Raw genomic sequence first — 14530 nt, forward strand, 5'->3', positions numbered from 1 at the left:
AACCATGCCGAGGAAGTACGGGGCCAACGAGCAGGCCACGCTGATAGCCCTGATGTTGGCCAACGAGGAGATGACCAACCCTGAACTAAGGACGCGGCACGGGGTGGTGCTCGACAAGCCGGGCCGCGAGCGGCTGAACCGGGACGGGTTGCTGCTCAGCCACACCGAGAGCACTCCGTTCGTGCACGAGCTCACCGAGGCGGGGATCGCCTGGTGCGAGCGGGAGATTACGAGCATCGAGCCGACCCCGAAGTCGGGTGGCCTGACACGGGTCATGTTCGCGCTCGTCCGGGTCGTGATCGAGCGCCTGCTCCAGCAGAACTCCCTGCTCGGCTTCCTGCACCCGGACGACCTGGAGTCGTTGATCCTCAGGGTGTACCGGGACTTGTCGGTCAAACCGCAGGACTGGGTGCGGCTGGCCAAACTCCGCCCCGAACTCAACGGTGCGGAGAAGTCCGAAGTGGACGAGGTGCTGCTGGGAATGGTCCGCGCGGGCGGCACCCACCTCGCCCCCGACTCCAACCGCAAGGTGCTCACCGAGGCCGACCACGCCGCCGCCATCCGGATCGGCGGCGAGGACAACCACCTGATGGCGGTCGATGAATCATGAGCGAGGAACTACGCGAGGCGCTGGCCGCGCTCCGCTTCAACTCGGCCGAGACCCCGGACGACGTCTGGCACACCTCGCCGTCGCACGTGGAGGACCTGCACGTCCAGGCGCGGGACCGGATCGGGGCCAGCCTGCGCGACGCCAAGGCGAGCACCGGCCCCAGCCCGATCGGGTTGGTGCTGCAGGGGCGCAAGGGAGTCGGCAAGACGCACCTGCTCGGCTCGGTCCGGAACATGGTGCAAGCGGTGCACGGCTACTTCTTCCTGGTGGAGCTCAACACCGGGCCGACGTTCTGGGACGACGTGGCGAACGCCATGCGCGCCGAGCTGCACCAGGCGGGCGATGACGGCGAGGCGCAGATCAACCGGTTCCTGCGGCAGGCCTGCGCGGTGGCCGGGGTCCCCGACGATGTGGCGAACGCGGTTCTCGGCGACGCGCCGTTGACCCCTTCGCACCTCAGGGACTTCGTCGCGTCCTTGCGCAAAGTGGACGCCAGGATCGCGGTCGAGTGCGATGACACGATCCGAGCGCTGGTGCTGTACGCCTCGGAGCACGCGCACATCGGCAAGGCGTACCTGACGGGGTCCGCCAGCACCGAGTTCGGCGACTGGGGCCTGCCGACCCCGAACGCGGCGTCGAGGCAGCTGGTGCGGGACATCTCGCGCGTGCTCGCCCTCACCGGTCCGTGCGTGGTCGCCATCGACCAGCTGGACACGCTGGTCAACATGGCCCAGGACGCCACCGACGAGCGCGTGACCAACACCGAACTGCATCTGCAGCTCGCCCTGCTCGCCGACGGGATGATGCAGCTGCGCGAGACCACGCGGCGCACCCTGTCCATTGTGGCCTGTCTGCCCAATACCTGGAAGATGCTGCACTCGGCCGCGAGCGACTCGTTCGGCGACCGGTTCACCGAGACCCCGATCCTGGAGTCCATCACCGATCCGAGCATCGGGCGGATGTTCGTCCAGCGCTGGCTGGGAGTGGTCTACCACGGCGTCGGGTTCACCCCGCCGCACCCGACGTGGCCGGTCGCCCCCAGCGCGTTCGACAAGAAGGTGTGGGGCCTCTACACCCCCAGACAACTGCTCATGCGCGTCCACTCGCACGCCGAGTCCTGCGTGCACGGCGAGATCCGGGAGCTGACAGCCTTCGACGAGGAGAAGTCGCCCGTGGTCGAGCACGTCGTCCCCGCCCTCGGCCACTTCGACGAACTGGACGCGCAGTTCGACCGGCTGCGCCGCGATGCCGACATCTCGGCGGCTGCGCTGAAGCAGCACAACGAGGACGACCTGATGCCCGCGCTGCTCCACGCTGGCCTGCAGTCGTGGATCATCGAGGTCGGCAACGACGACATGCGGTGGTCCAGCGAGATCCTGCCCGGTGGTGACGAGGTCCACGCCACCCTGCACCGGACCACCGACGAACAGCTCGACGTCACGGAGCGCTGGTCGTTCCGACTGATCTCCAGCGCGCACGGCAACCGGGTGCTCAAGCGCTTGCGCTCCGCCCGCACAGCGGCCGGGATCCGCCAGGGGGTGGCCAACCGGTTCCTCGTGGTGCTCGGCAACGGAACGCAGGGCTGGACCGGGGCTGTCACCAGGAACGAGGTCGCGGCGCTGGTCGGCGTGGGCGGCAAACGGGTCGAGATCACCGACGACGACCTGCGCACGTTCAGCGCGCTCAAGACGATGCTGCCCCAGCGGTCGCACCGGCTGCTGACCTGGTTGGCCGCGCGCAAACCAGCCAGCAGTTCCACGTTCCTGCGGGAGATCCTGCCCAACTCGGCCAAGTCCCCCGCAGGTCACCAGGAGACCAGGCCCCCGCCCACCGACGAGCGAGCACCCACACCGCGGGAGATCGCGCTCGGGGCGGGTGGCGAGATCCTGATCGAGCTGGAATCGCTGCGCAAGCACGTGATGATCATCGCGGGTAGCGGGAGCGGGAAGACCGTGCTGCTGCGCAGGATCGTCGAGGAGTGCGCGCTGCGCGGGGTGTCGGCCATCGTGCTGGACCCCAACAACGACCTGGCCCGGCTGGGCGACGCCTGGCCGGGTGAGCAGGAGGGCTGGCGACCCGGCGACGTCGACACCGCCGCGGACTACCTCGCCAACACCGAGGTCGTGGTGTGGACCCCGGGCCGGGAGAGCGGTCGTCCGCTCAGCTTCCACCCGCTGCCGGACTTCGCCGAGGTCAGCGCGGACACCGACGAGTTCACCGCGGCGCTGGAGGCGGCGGTGGCGCGGCTGGTGCCCCACGCCAAGGTCGACGGGAGGACCAAGTCCGCCGAGCGCGGCAAGGCGGTGCTGCGTGAGGCGTTGCGGCACCACGCACGCGCGGGCAAACGCGATCTGGCCGACTTCGTCGAACTGCTCGCCGAGCTGCCCGAAGGCATCAGCAGGCTCAGGACGGGTGCGGCAACCGCCGCCGACCTGGCCGAGACGCTGCGCGCCGCGATGGTGAACGACCCGCTGCTCGGCGGTGCGGGCACACCGACCGACCCGGCCGTGCTGCTCACCCCGTCCTCGGGATACCGAGCACGGGTGTCGGTGATCAGTTTCATCGGTCTGCCGTCGGAGGAGCAGCGGCAGGGGTTCGTCAGCCAGCTCCAACTGGAGATCTTCTCCTGGCTCAAGCGCAACCCCGCCGGGGACCGGCCGCTCGGTGGGCTCCTGGTGATGGACGAGGCGCAGATGATCGCCCCGTCGGGGAGCGTCACGGCCAGCACGCAGAGCACCATCCTGCTCGCCTCGCAGGCACGCAAGTACGGGCTCGGCCTGGTGCTGGCCACCCAGGCCCCCAAGGGGGTGCACAACCAGGTCACCGGCAACGCCACGACCCAGTTCTTCGGCAGGTTGAACAACGCGACGCAGATCGCCGCGGCGAACGAGATCGCCAGAGCGAAGGGCAGCACCGTGGCCGACATCGCCAAGCTGGACCGGGGCGAGTTCTACGTGACCGGGGACGGTATCGGGTTCCGCCGGATGCGGGCGCCGCTGTGCCTGAGCCACCACCCGCCCAGCCCGCTTCGGCTCGAAGAGGTGCTCGACCGGGCCCGCGACGACCACTGAGCGCGCGAACGGGACGTGCCCGGCACCGGTGAGGTGCCGGGCACGTCCCGTTGCGCGTGCTCAGTCGCCGGTCGTGGCCGTGAGCACCGCGTTGACCCGCTTCCAGAGCGCGGCGAACAGCTCGTCCTCGCGGTAGGTCCGCGTGTCGGAGCCACCGCCGAGCAGCGACAGGTCGCGCAGTTCGAGCAGCGCGCCCGCCGTGGCGTCGTACACCGGGCGGGCCCACCCGTTGCTGCACGCGCTTCCCGCGTCATGCCTGCCGACGACGAAGTTCACCGTCTCGTCGCCGCCGATACCGCCCCGCTGGATGTCCAGCGCGTACACGGTGTCGCCCGCCTGCTCGACCCGCACGGCGATGCGCGAGTCACCGATGTGCACGGTGCCGGTGAACCGGCTCCGGTCGAGGCCGGGCATGGCCGCCGCGAACTGCTCACCCAGGTAGCGCAGTACCGCGTCCTGCTGGGCGTAGCGGCTGAAGGTGACTGGGGTACCGGCGACCTCGACGCGGGCCTTGACCCGGCCAACGACGTCGGCGACCAGGGCCCGGTCGGTGCCCGCCGTCTCGGCGGCCTCGACCCTGGTCGCCAGCGCGTCGACGAACCGGTCGGGCTGGTCGGCGTCGCCACGCGGGTAGGTCACGTGCGGGTGGAGCAGGTCCGCGGGCACGGACACGTCGCCGACCAGTGCGGGCAGGACGTGCTCGTCGCCCGCCTTGACCGCGCGCAGCGCCGCCTCGGTGAACTCGTCGATCGCGGACACCAGCGGTACAAAGTACCGGACCCGGGCGCCGGGCAGGTCACCGCCTCCCTTGCGGTCCCACCACTCGTGGGTCTGCTCGGGTCCATGCAGCACGATCAGGCCGCGCTGTTCGCACGCCCGCACCAGGACCTCGGCGGTGGTCCGCTGGTCCTCGGCGAAGGAGATCGCGATGTCGTGGTCCTGGTCGGTGATCGCCCCGACGGGGCCGCCGGAGCGCTGGGCGTCGTGGGTGGCGTCGTCGTGGGTGGCTGGATCGGTCACTCGGTCTCCTCGGTGCTCGCCCGCCTCCGGCGGGCTGGTGACTGGACGGGCGCAGCATCGGGGTGGGCCGTTGACCAGAGGTGGATGAGTCGTGGATGCCCTGGTCGGCCGTTGCCCACCGGGCTGGGAAACGGGCAACACCTGGTGGTGCCCGACGCGCCGCTGAATCCTCGGTGACAGGGATCGGGACTTCCGAAACCACATCCCACACCTTTAACCGACAGGATTCGCCATGTCCAAAACCGTGTCCACTTTCGCCGCCGCGCTGTGCGCGATCCCCGTCGCGCTCGCCTTCGCGGTAGGAGTCTCGAGTTCGACCGACTTGTCCGACGACGAGCCGAAGAACCCACCGACCACGACGACGATCACCACAGAGGGCAACCCCTGGCACGGCTGAGAACACCGGCGCAATTGCCTGCCGACCTTCCGGCGGGAAAGCCGACAGGCAATTGCGCCGCACCCGACCGGAGTGCTCTACTCAAGACAGCCGAAATGGGAGGAACGGTGGCTGAGTCATTCGCCGAGCGGCTGCGCCGACACCGTGTCGCGGCCGACCTGTCGCTCCGAGAACTGGCCAAACGGGTCAACTACAGCAAGGGCTACCTCAGCAAGGTGGAGCGGGGGCTTCGACCGTCGAACGAGACCCTGGCCAGGCTCTGCGACGCCGCCCTCGACGCGGGCGGGGAGCTGATCGCGGCCGCCCGCGCCGTCCGCAGCGGGACAGCCGAGATGTCGATGCTGGACCGCAGGCAGGTCCTGACCGCGGGCTCGGTGCTCGGCCTGTCGCTGGTGGGCGGCCCACGACCGACCGTCGACGAACGGGTCCTCACCGGGATGCGGACCTCCTTCGAGCACCTGCGCACCCTCGGCGCGCAGACAAGCCCGGCGGTGGTGCTGCAACCGCTCGTGGCCCACGTGCGCACCATCCACGCACTGGCGCGGGAGAACCCGGACCCGACCAGGTCCGACCTGCTGCTGCTCGCGGGCCGGATGGCGGAGTACACGGGCTGGATGAGCCAGGAGGCGGGCGACGACCGGGCCGCGCTGTGGTGGACCAGGCACGCGGCCGAACTGGCCAGGGCCGGTGGTGACCAGGAGATCGCAGGCTACGGACTGGTCAGGCAAGCCGGTCTGGCGCTGTACCGGCACGACCCGGTCAGCACGATCGACCTGGCCAGGCAGGCCCAGGAGACCGGCAGGCCCAGCACGCGCACCCTCGCGATGGCGGCCCGCAGGGAAGCGCAGGGACACGCCCTCGCGGGCGACCGGAGCGAGTACGAGCGCGCGGTGGACCGGGCCGCGGCGCTGATGGGATCGGCCACCGCGGACACGCGGGCGTACCCGGTCCTCGGCACGACCGCTCCGGAACCGGTGGAACTGGCCAGGGGGTGGTCGCTGTGCGATCTCGGCAGGGCGGCCGAGTCAGCCGCCGTCCTGGACCGGGCGGTGGCACTGCTGCCCGCCGCGTCCCGGCGTTCACGGGCCCGCTTCGGGGTACGCCGCTCACTGGCCCACGCCCTGTCCGGCGAGCTGGACCAGAGCTGCGTGACGCTGACCGAGGTCCTCGACGACGTGGCACACGTCGACTCGGCGACGGTGCGGATGGACCTGCGCGAACTGGCGAGGGTGTTGAGCCGTTGGCGCGGCCACGGCCCGGTCCGAGAGGTCCTCCCCGACGTCACTCGCCTCCTGCACCAGCACTGAGGCCTCGAGGGGTGGCAAGCGGGTCGCGGTGGGTGCTCATCGCGACCCGCAGGACTGGTTGCAGGGGCAGTCGAGCGCCACCTGTTCCGCGTGGACCTCCACCGCCTCCGGCTGCCCCAGTGCGGCGAACTGGGTCACGGCCATCGTCCAGTGCACCAGGGCTTCCGCGTGCTCCCCCGCGGCATGCAGAGCGCGGGCGAGGCCGTGGTTGGCCCGCGCCTGGTGGATTCGGTTCCCGTCGCCACCGGCCAGGTCCAGCGCGGCCTCGTAGTTGTCACGGGCGGTGCCGAACTTGCCCATGGCCAACGCGGTCTCGCCGCGGTCGTACAGCAATCGGGTGTGCAGGTCGGCGTCGACGACCTTCTCGCCAACGGCTTTCGCGCGGACCTGGTGGTGCACGGCCTCGGTGAACCCGCCCTGGGCGCGGTGCACGTTGCCGATGTAGTTCAACGCGTACGCCTGCGCACAGGAGTCCCCGGCGTCGAGCGCGCTCTCGTACGCGTCCAGGTGGTTGTCCAGCGCTTCCTTGGCCAGGCCGAGCCGCAACTGGATCGAACCGAGGTTGTTCAACGCGTGCGCCAGTCCTTGCGCGTGACCGACCGAGCGGAGCAACGGCACCGCAGCCTCGTTCTGCCGCAACGCGAGGTCGAGGTCGCCGCGCGATTCGCTGATGTGGCCCAACATGCTCAACGCGTGTCCCTGGCCGCGCAAGTCGCCGCACTGCTCGTACTTGGCCAACGCGGTGGTGAACTGCTCGACCGCCAAGTCGTGCTCGCCAAGTTCGGCGGTCGGGATCGCCAACGCGCACAACGTGGCCGCCTCACCGCGGACATCGCCAAGCCGCTGCCATCGCGGCAGTGCCTGCTCGGCCGCCCCTCGCGCCTCGGTCAACTGCCCGAGCCTGCTGTGCGCGGTGGCCATCCTGAGCAGCACGTGCGCCTGGCCGTAGTCGTCCGGTCGGCTGGACACGATCTCCAGTGCCCGGCCCATGGTGGTGATCCACTCCTCGACCTGGCTCGTGGTGTGGAAGTAGCGCCACAGGAGCACAGCCAGCCGCCACGCGTGTCCCGGGTGGTCGTTGTCTGCGGCGTGCCCGATGGCGGCGACCAGGTTGTCCCGTTCGTCCTCGACCCACTTCAGCGCGACGCCCGGATCGGCGAAGGTGGGGGCGACGGCGCAGTCGCGGTGCGCCGTCGGCTGGAGGTCTCGATCGAAGGGATAGGCCGCGCTTACGGCCGAGGTCAACGCGACGAGGTAGAAGTCGAGCAGCCGCACCAGGGCGGCTTCGGACTCGGTGGCTGTCTCCCCAGCCTGGCCTGCCGGTGCCTGCTCGGCGGCGGCGAACTCCTTGAGCGGATCCAGCATGTGGTAGCGCTCCGCGGACGCTTCCTCGAGCAGGCAGACTTCGTGCAGGTAGTCCAATGCGGCGCGGGCGGTGGCGATGTCGCAGTCGGCCAGCGCGGCCGCGCCCTTCACGTCGAGGTCCGGCCCCGGCAGGTGCCCGAACAGCCGGAAGACGCGCTGCCGCGCACCGTCGAGCAGCTGGTAGGACATCCGCATGGCGGCCGCGAGGTCATCACCATCGGTGCTCCACGGACCGTTCTCCTCCAGCAAGCCCAGCAGGTGGTGCAAGGGCCAACTGGTGTGCCTGCGAAACAGCGCTGCGACGACGAGGACCGAGATCGGCAGGTGCCCGCACCGCTTGACCACCGCCGCGAGGTCATCGGAGTCGCCGTGCAAGCGCCGAGGTCCGACCACCGCCTGGAACAGCGCGACGGCATCGTCGGCGGGGAGCGGGGTGAGCCGGATGTGCTCGCCGGTGTCCGCTCCGCCCATCCGCCTGCTGGTCACGATGGCGAAGCAGCCGGGCACCTGGGGCAGCAGCGAGTGGACGTGCTCTGCCGACTCCGCGTTGTCCAGCACCACGAGCCGCTTGGTGTCGTGCAGCATCGCCTGGTAGAGCGAGTGCTTCCGGCCGACGGTGGCCGGGACCTGCTCGAGGGGAAGTCCCATCTCGACCAGCAGTTGGGTGAGCGCGTCCTCGGTGGTCGTCGTGCGCACGTTCGGCGTGTGTCCGTTGAGCCGCACCAACAGCTGCCCCTGCGGGAAGCGGTGACGCATCCGGTGGGCGGCCTCGACGGCGAGAGCGCTCTTGCCGACACCCGGCGCGCCGCTCACCCAGACCACGCCGCGACCCGCCGCGGCCGCGGCCTCGATCGCTGCCAGCTCGTTTTCGCGGCCGGTGAAACCGCTCGGGCGGGGCGGCAGGGAGCTGACCGGATCTCCCCCTTCCGCGAGTGCGGCGAGGTTGCGCAGAACCGGGCCGGGTGTCTGGTCGATGTCGGCGAGGGCGGCCTCGGCGTCGGCGAACACCCGGTACGCGGCGGGGTGGTCGTTGTCGGCGATCAACGCCCGCATCAGCAGAGCGGCGTAGCGCTCCCGGACCGGGTCCATCCGCACCGCACCGCGGAGCCGATCCCGCGCGGACCGGTGGTCACCCGCGTCCAGCTCCAGTTGGGCCAGGTCACCGACGGCATCGTGGTAGGCCTCCTCGGAGAAGACGGCATCGGGTCCGCCCACCCGGTCGATGTCGATGTCCTCCAGGAAGGGGCCGCGGCGCAGGGCGACCGCGGCACGCAGGAGCTCGATCTCCTCGGCGCGATCGACGGCATCGCGGGCCGCCTGGCGCAGGCGGTTGAACCGTGTCAAGTCGATCTGGTCGGGGGACACCCGCAGCACGTACCCGGTCGGTGTCTTGTCGATGGCGATGTCATCGGCGTCCCGGAAAGCGGTGCGGAGCCTGCTGATGTAGCTGCGCACCAGGTTGACCCGCTCCGGGACGCCGGGCCAGATGATCTCCGCCAACCGCTCCGCGGACATCGGCCGGTTCGCGTGCAGCAGCAGCACCACGAGGAAGAACCGCTGCTGCTGGTCCCCCAGGTGTACCGGCTCGCCCTCGTGCCACGCCTCAAGCGGGCCGAACATCCGAAAGTCCACTCCGTGCCTCCCCGCGTGCGAGCTTGATGTCTGCCGGACACATCGCGCAATCGGCCGTCCGGGTATCGCCGGATCACCATTTCGTCCACTTCTTGTCGACACCGGCCGGAGACGATCAAGCAACCGCGACGGAGGGACAGTGGTGGGCACCGAGGTATTGCCGTGCTATGTGGTCTGTGACGTGTCGTCCTCGATGATCGAGCACATCGACGAGTTGAACGCGGGCCTGCGGGAGTTCCGCGACGCCGTCCCGTCCGCCGCGGCGCAGGTGCGGGTCGGCGTGGTCGGGTTCGCGGGCGTGCCCCGACTGCTGCACCCGTTGCGTCCCATAGCGGAACTGCCGGAGGTGACCGCGCCCCGCCCGAGAGTGGGCACGAACTTCGGACTCGCGTTCACCTTCTTGCGCACAACCATCGATGGTGATGTGCGCGCTTTGAAAGCGGGTCAGTCCCCGGTGTGCCGTCCGGTCGTGTTCTTCGCCTCCGACGGCAGACCGACCGACCCGACGACGTGGCCCGCCGCCTACGCCGCCCTCGCCGACCCGGACTGGTCCGCCAGCCCCACTGTGGTCGCGTTCGGCTTCGGGGCAGCCGACGACCGCACGCTCAGCCGGATCGGCGTGTCCGGTGTGTTCCTCAGCCGGGACGGTGTCCGCGTCGCCACCGCGTTGAATGTGTCGGTCACCTGGTCCACCCCGTGCGAGCACGTCTGAGCCATCCACCATCCGTCCACTTCCGGTCCACAGCACAGGCGCAGGGTTCGCGGGGCGGTCCACGAGAGAGGCGAAGATGATCGGTCACACGAACCTGGTTCGCGAGCTGAAGTCGCTGCGCAAGGGGCGGGGCGTGCTCTCCGGCCGCATCGTGGACCGGGTGGGCCCCGCACTGCGCGCCGCCTGCGAGATCGGTGCCGACGACGACGTCCCGGTGATCCGCCGCAAGGTGACCGACCGGCTCATCGAGCTGGCAGGCCTTCTGCCGGACGACATGGGCGAGGCGGCGCTCATCGCCTTCGCCCTGAAGCCGGAGACGCGGCACCCGCTCTACCAGGACCGCGTCTCGTGGGCCGCGGACCAGGTGAACTGCGACATCCGCACCATCCGCCGCCGCGTCGACGAGGCGATCGGCCACCTCGCCGAGCTGGCCGAGGAGGCCCTCGCGTCCGCCACCGCACCGGGCTGGCACACCAGCGAGCTGCACGTCGTGCTGTCCTTGGACGGTCCGCATCCCGAACTGCTGGAACTGCACCGCGTCACCGCCACCAAGGACAACCTGGCCGAGCTCGAACTCACGACCACCTGCCCTACGGATACGCCGCGTGTCCTCTACGGTGGCACCCTGGCCGGCAACAACCGCCTGCTCTTGCCCACCGCTCTTCCTCGCGGCGCATCGCATGCCTTCGCGATCCGCGCACAGCTCGCCGACACGCTCTCCACCCTGGTCCACATCCCGGCCCGCCCTTGCGGCGCGCTGGACCTGCGCGTGCGCTTCGGCCCATCTGACGTTCCCTCCGAGGCACGCGCGATCCGCGGCCCGGCACGTGACAGCTCAGGCTCCCTCAACACCTCGCCGTTCCTGATCAACGAAGCCGGAGAGATACATCTTCACTTCACTGACCTCGCCCCAGGACACCCTTATGGCGTTCAGTGGACCCACTAGCAAAAGTTCTCGCTGGTCGAGGGCGGCTACGGCGCCGATCTCGCCTCGGCGGCCGGTCTCGTGGCGAAGTGGACCCGCCTGCTCCTCGGCTCCAGTACCCTCGCCCGCAGATGGCCTAGTCAGGGGCGGTGGTCACGGGCTGTGAGCGGGTACGAGGTCGAGATCGGGCAGCTGCGGAGCGCGGCCAAGGCGGCGGGGTCCGCGGCTGATCAGGCGCGGGTGGTGGAGCCGGGGACCGGGTTGGGTGCGGTCGCGGGGGCGTTGGCGGGTGGGGAGGCGGCGAAGTGCGCGCCTGCGCTGGCGTCGGCGTTCACCGAGCGGGCGAAGGGGTGGGCGGGCGAGATCGAGCAGTGGGGTGAATCGGTCTCGGCGTCGGCGACGGCGTATGCCGAGAATGAGGACTCCGCGGCGGGGGCGTTCGGGCGATGACTGTCGGGTATGACGATGTGCGCACCTGGGACGCCGAGGCGCTCGACGCGGCTGCCACCAACCTGCGTGGGCGGCGGGACAAGCTCATCGGGCTGCAGGACGAGCTCGACGACGCCAGAAGGCTGCCCGATTGGCACGGTCCGGCCGGTGAGCGCGCACGCAGTTCCCTGGGCGACACGCGCAACGACGCCGAGATCCTGATCGCGGAGCTGTCCGCCGTCGAACTGGCCCTGCAAGTCGCGTCGGACGACGTCGCCGCGCTGAAGTCCCGGGTCGCGAACAACGACTCCCTCGCCGCCACCTACCAGTTCGGCATCGCCGCCGACGGCGCGATCGTGGACAACAAGCCCGCCGACCCACCGCCGAGGTCGCGGATGGAGGCCGAGGACCGCGCCGAGGCCCAGCGGCACCGCGAGACCATCAGGAAGCAGCTGGAGCAGGAGACCAGGTCGATCCTCACCGCAGCCACCAACATCGACGCCACCCTCGCCCGGGTCATGCGGCTGGCGCAGGACCGCAAGATCAGCGACCACGACGCGACCACCCTGGCGGGCGCCAGGAAGGGCGGGGAGATCGACGCCCAGGTGGTCGAGATGGAACAGTCCCTGCGCGACGCCGGGTTGCTGACCGGGCCGCCTGCGTCCGGCCACTACCGGCAGTGGCTGGAGAACGCGGTGCGGCGGGGCGTCCCGGTCGACACGATCAAGCAGATGATCATCGACCACCACATCACGCCAGCGGACTTCGCCGTCCTCGACGGCATGGAGGAGATCCGCGAGGACTCCGACGGCGACGGGACCTTCAAGTCGTACTTCCTGATGCCGACCGACATCAGCGGGGACGACGCCGCCAAGGCGGTGCGGATGACCTACGTCATGAACGCGGGCACCGACTACGGCACCGGCGGCGACTTGGCGCCCACCCCGTACGGGTCCGCGGAACTCCAGCGCATCACCGACCGGCAACGCGAGAACTCCTGGAGCTACAACGACGACGTGGGATTCGTGCACGGCAACGGCGGGCGACTGGTGACCACCCCGAACGGCATGATGATGGGCCTGGGCGGCAACCTCATCCAGGACCAGTTCAGCCAGCGCGGCGGAACCACCTGGGGCGACACGTTCATGCTGAACATCGACGACCCGGCCGACCCCGCGCAGCAACTCCGGGACGTGGCCAGGTCGGGCCACGCCTGGTACGAGGGCGACAACGGCGCCTACCAGGGCGATCTCGACATGGACCGATTGCTGCACCACGAGGAGCGCCATTCCCAACAATGGGCGCGCGAGGGTTACACCGGTTTCCTCGCCTCGTACGTGTGGGAACAGGTCACCGGCGGCAACGAGACCGAGGAAGACGCGGGGCTTTCCGATGGCGGATACCGCTAGGCGGTGGTGGGTCGCCTGCGCGGCCCTGCTCGTGGCGGCGGCGACCGCGGCGTGCGACACCAGGGCGCAGTTCGAGCCGTCGCTGCCCCCGGCGGCCGGGTTCCGCGTCGACGACGGCGTGCTGAAGCTGTGGACCGGCACCCCGTGCGAGGGCGTCACCGGCCTGACGCTGATCTTCGACTCCGGTACGCAGGCCAGCGCGGACCAGCGGTGGACCGCGCCGCTCCCGGGCGTACCGGTGGAGCGCATGGACCTGCTGACGGCGTTCCCCGACACCGATGGCCCCTTCCAGATCCAGAAAGCCCTCCCCCCGGACTACGACTGGACCAAGGCAACCTCCCTCAACTTCGCCGTCGACGGCCCGAAAGCCAACGGAGCCAGGGTCGACATCCCCCAGGTACTCCGCGAATCCCCCCAGCACCCGCCGGACACCTACCTGTTCGGCCAAGCCGGCTGGAAATCCCCAGCCGACGTCCAGCGGGAGAACCAGAAGTCATTCCTGACCATCTGCACCCCCGACCCGGGATGACACCCACACCACGTCGCCGAGCACTGACAGCCCTCCGACGCCTCGTACTCGCCGCGTTCGCCTGCACCACGGCGGTGATCGTGCTGCTCATCGGCGTGGTGGTACTCAGCGCGACCGGGTGGTCCACCGATCCCCACGGCTACAGCATCTTCGCAGGCACCCTGTTCACGATGGTTCTGACGCCAGTCGAAATAGGACTGTGGCTGCTCTACCGAGCGCTCCGCCGCCGCAGCACAGCGAAGCCGCACGCGGGGCAACAAGGTCACTGGTGAGGTTTCAGAGACATTTGCTCAGAACAGGGTCGCGGGCTCGATCGGCTCGGGCTCGGGCAATGCGTCGAGATCGGGCACGAGCGTTCGGACTTCGTCGTGGAATTGGCGGGCCAGTGCGGGGGCTTCGTTGTTGTCGGGGGTGTGCAGGAAGACCGTGGGGGTCCGGCCCTCGCGCAGCCACTCGGCGACGATCTCGGTCCACGGCTGCCAGCCGTCGACCGTCTCGCTGATCGAGTCGCGGCCCAGGTACCGGACGATCGGCTGGTCGGTCAGCGCGTGCGTCCGCCGTGGCAGCCGCGGTTTCTTGCCCCAGGCGTCCTCTTCGGCCTCGCTGGTCGGCGGGCGCTGGAAGAAGACCGTGGTATCAAAAGGAACCCACTCGGCACCCGCGCCCGCGAGCGCTCCCTCCAACAACGCCGTCGAGCCCGCGTCGGTGAAGAACCCCGGATGACGCACCTCCACCGCCCGCCTGCGGTCGGCGGGCAACCTCCGCAGGAACCGCCCAAGCGCCTCAACGTCCGAAGGGCCGAACGAGCCGGGCAACTGGGTCCACAGAACAGCCCGCTCCCCGAGCGGCTCGATCGCGTCCAAGAACGCCCGCATCTCGCGCTCGACACCCACCAAACGGCGCTCGTGCGTGACAACCTTGGGCACTTTCACCACAAACCGAAACCCAGACCCCGTCTGCTGCGCCCAAGTCTCGACGGTCTCCCGAGCAGGAATCGCGTAAAAAGTCGTATTCCCCTCGACCGCATTACACCACCCCGCATAACCCCTCAACCGCTCTTTAGCCCCCACCGACGACGCCACAAACCGCCCACCCCACCCTTTGTGCGTCCACATAGCACACCC

At 69.8% G+C, this 14530-nt stretch carries 13 protein-coding genes; 10 read left to right on the top strand and 3 right to left on the bottom strand.

Annotation, left to right across the window (positions count from 1 at the left end; genetic code table 11):
• Positions 1 to 4: 4 nt before the first annotated feature.
• Complete coding sequence (locus BMY07_RS06825) at positions 5 to 610, top strand: hypothetical protein (RefSeq protein ID WP_092775619.1); 606 nt, start codon at positions 5 to 7, stop codon at positions 608 to 610.
• Positions 607 to 3681, top strand: a complete 3075-nt coding sequence (locus BMY07_RS06830) for an ATP-binding protein (protein WP_092775620.1) — start codon at positions 607 to 609, stop codon at positions 3679 to 3681. The genes BMY07_RS06825 and BMY07_RS06830 overlap by 4 nt, the downstream gene beginning before the upstream one ends.
• A 60-nt stretch (positions 3682 to 3741) precedes the next feature.
• Here BMY07_RS06830 and BMY07_RS06835 read toward each other — a convergent pair whose 3' ends face one another.
• Complete coding sequence (locus tag BMY07_RS06835; protein ID WP_245782247.1) at positions 3742 to 4701, bottom strand: toll/interleukin-1 receptor domain-containing protein; 960 nt, start codon at positions 4699 to 4701, stop codon at positions 3742 to 3744.
• A gap of 232 nt (positions 4702 to 4933) precedes the next feature.
• Here BMY07_RS06835 and BMY07_RS34180 point away from each other — a divergent pair, with 232 nt between their 5' ends.
• On the top strand, positions 4934 to 5098 hold the full coding sequence (locus tag BMY07_RS34180; RefSeq protein WP_177215479.1) for a hypothetical protein: 165 nt from the start codon (positions 4934 to 4936) through the stop codon (positions 5096 to 5098).
• 107 nt (positions 5099 to 5205) lie between these two features.
• Complete coding sequence (locus BMY07_RS06840) at positions 5206 to 6405, top strand: helix-turn-helix domain-containing protein (RefSeq protein WP_177215480.1); 1200 nt, start codon at positions 5206 to 5208, stop codon at positions 6403 to 6405.
• Between the two features lie 36 nt (positions 6406 to 6441).
• Here the strand turns inward: BMY07_RS06840 and BMY07_RS06845 are convergent, their stop codons facing one another.
• Positions 6442 to 9390 carry an AfsR/SARP family transcriptional regulator gene (locus BMY07_RS06845; RefSeq protein WP_092775622.1) on the bottom strand — a complete coding sequence of 983 codons (2949 nt, stop codon included), beginning with the start codon at positions 9388 to 9390 and terminating at the stop codon, positions 6442 to 6444.
• Positions 9391 to 9595: 205 nt separating this feature from the next.
• Here BMY07_RS06845 and BMY07_RS06850 point away from each other — a divergent pair, with 205 nt between their 5' ends.
• The 6 genes from BMY07_RS06850 to BMY07_RS06875 all read left to right on the top strand — a co-directional run bounded on the left by BMY07_RS06850 (position 9596) and on the right by BMY07_RS06875 (position 13678).
• Entirely contained in the window at positions 9596 to 10114 is a 519-nt protein-coding gene (locus BMY07_RS06850; RefSeq protein ID WP_245782248.1) for a vWA domain-containing protein, read from the top strand.
• Between the two features lie 76 nt (positions 10115 to 10190).
• Positions 10191 to 11060 (top strand): hypothetical protein, encoded by an 870-nt coding sequence (locus tag BMY07_RS06855; RefSeq protein ID WP_092775624.1) that lies wholly within the window; start codon positions 10191 to 10193, stop codon positions 11058 to 11060.
• 141 nt (positions 11061 to 11201) lie between these two features.
• Positions 11202 to 11489 carry a hypothetical protein gene (locus BMY07_RS06860; protein ID WP_092775625.1) on the top strand — a complete coding sequence of 96 codons (288 nt, stop codon included), beginning with the start codon at positions 11202 to 11204 and terminating at the stop codon, positions 11487 to 11489.
• Positions 11486 to 12877, top strand: coding sequence for a hypothetical protein (locus BMY07_RS06865; protein WP_092775626.1), 1392 nt, complete (start codon positions 11486 to 11488; stop codon positions 12875 to 12877). Before BMY07_RS06860 ends, BMY07_RS06865 begins: the two co-directional genes overlap by 4 nt.
• A complete protein-coding gene (locus BMY07_RS06870) occupies positions 12861 to 13406 on the top strand; it encodes a hypothetical protein (protein ID WP_092775627.1) in 546 nt (181 codons plus the stop codon). The genes BMY07_RS06865 and BMY07_RS06870 overlap by 17 nt, the downstream gene beginning before the upstream one ends.
• Entirely contained in the window at positions 13403 to 13678 is a 276-nt protein-coding gene (locus BMY07_RS06875; protein ID WP_092775628.1) for a hypothetical protein, read from the top strand. The genes BMY07_RS06870 and BMY07_RS06875 overlap by 4 nt, the downstream gene beginning before the upstream one ends.
• A gap of 18 nt (positions 13679 to 13696) precedes the next feature.
• Here the strand turns inward: BMY07_RS06875 and BMY07_RS06880 are convergent, their stop codons facing one another.
• Positions 13697 to 14521 (bottom strand): DUF72 domain-containing protein, encoded by an 825-nt coding sequence (locus BMY07_RS06880; RefSeq protein ID WP_092775629.1) that lies wholly within the window; start codon positions 14519 to 14521, stop codon positions 13697 to 13699.
• Positions 14522 to 14530: the final 9 nt, after the last annotated feature.

It is taken from the genome of Actinokineospora terrae (assembly GCF_900111175.1).
Lineage (GTDB): Bacteria > Actinomycetota > Actinomycetes > Mycobacteriales > Pseudonocardiaceae > Actinokineospora > Actinokineospora terrae.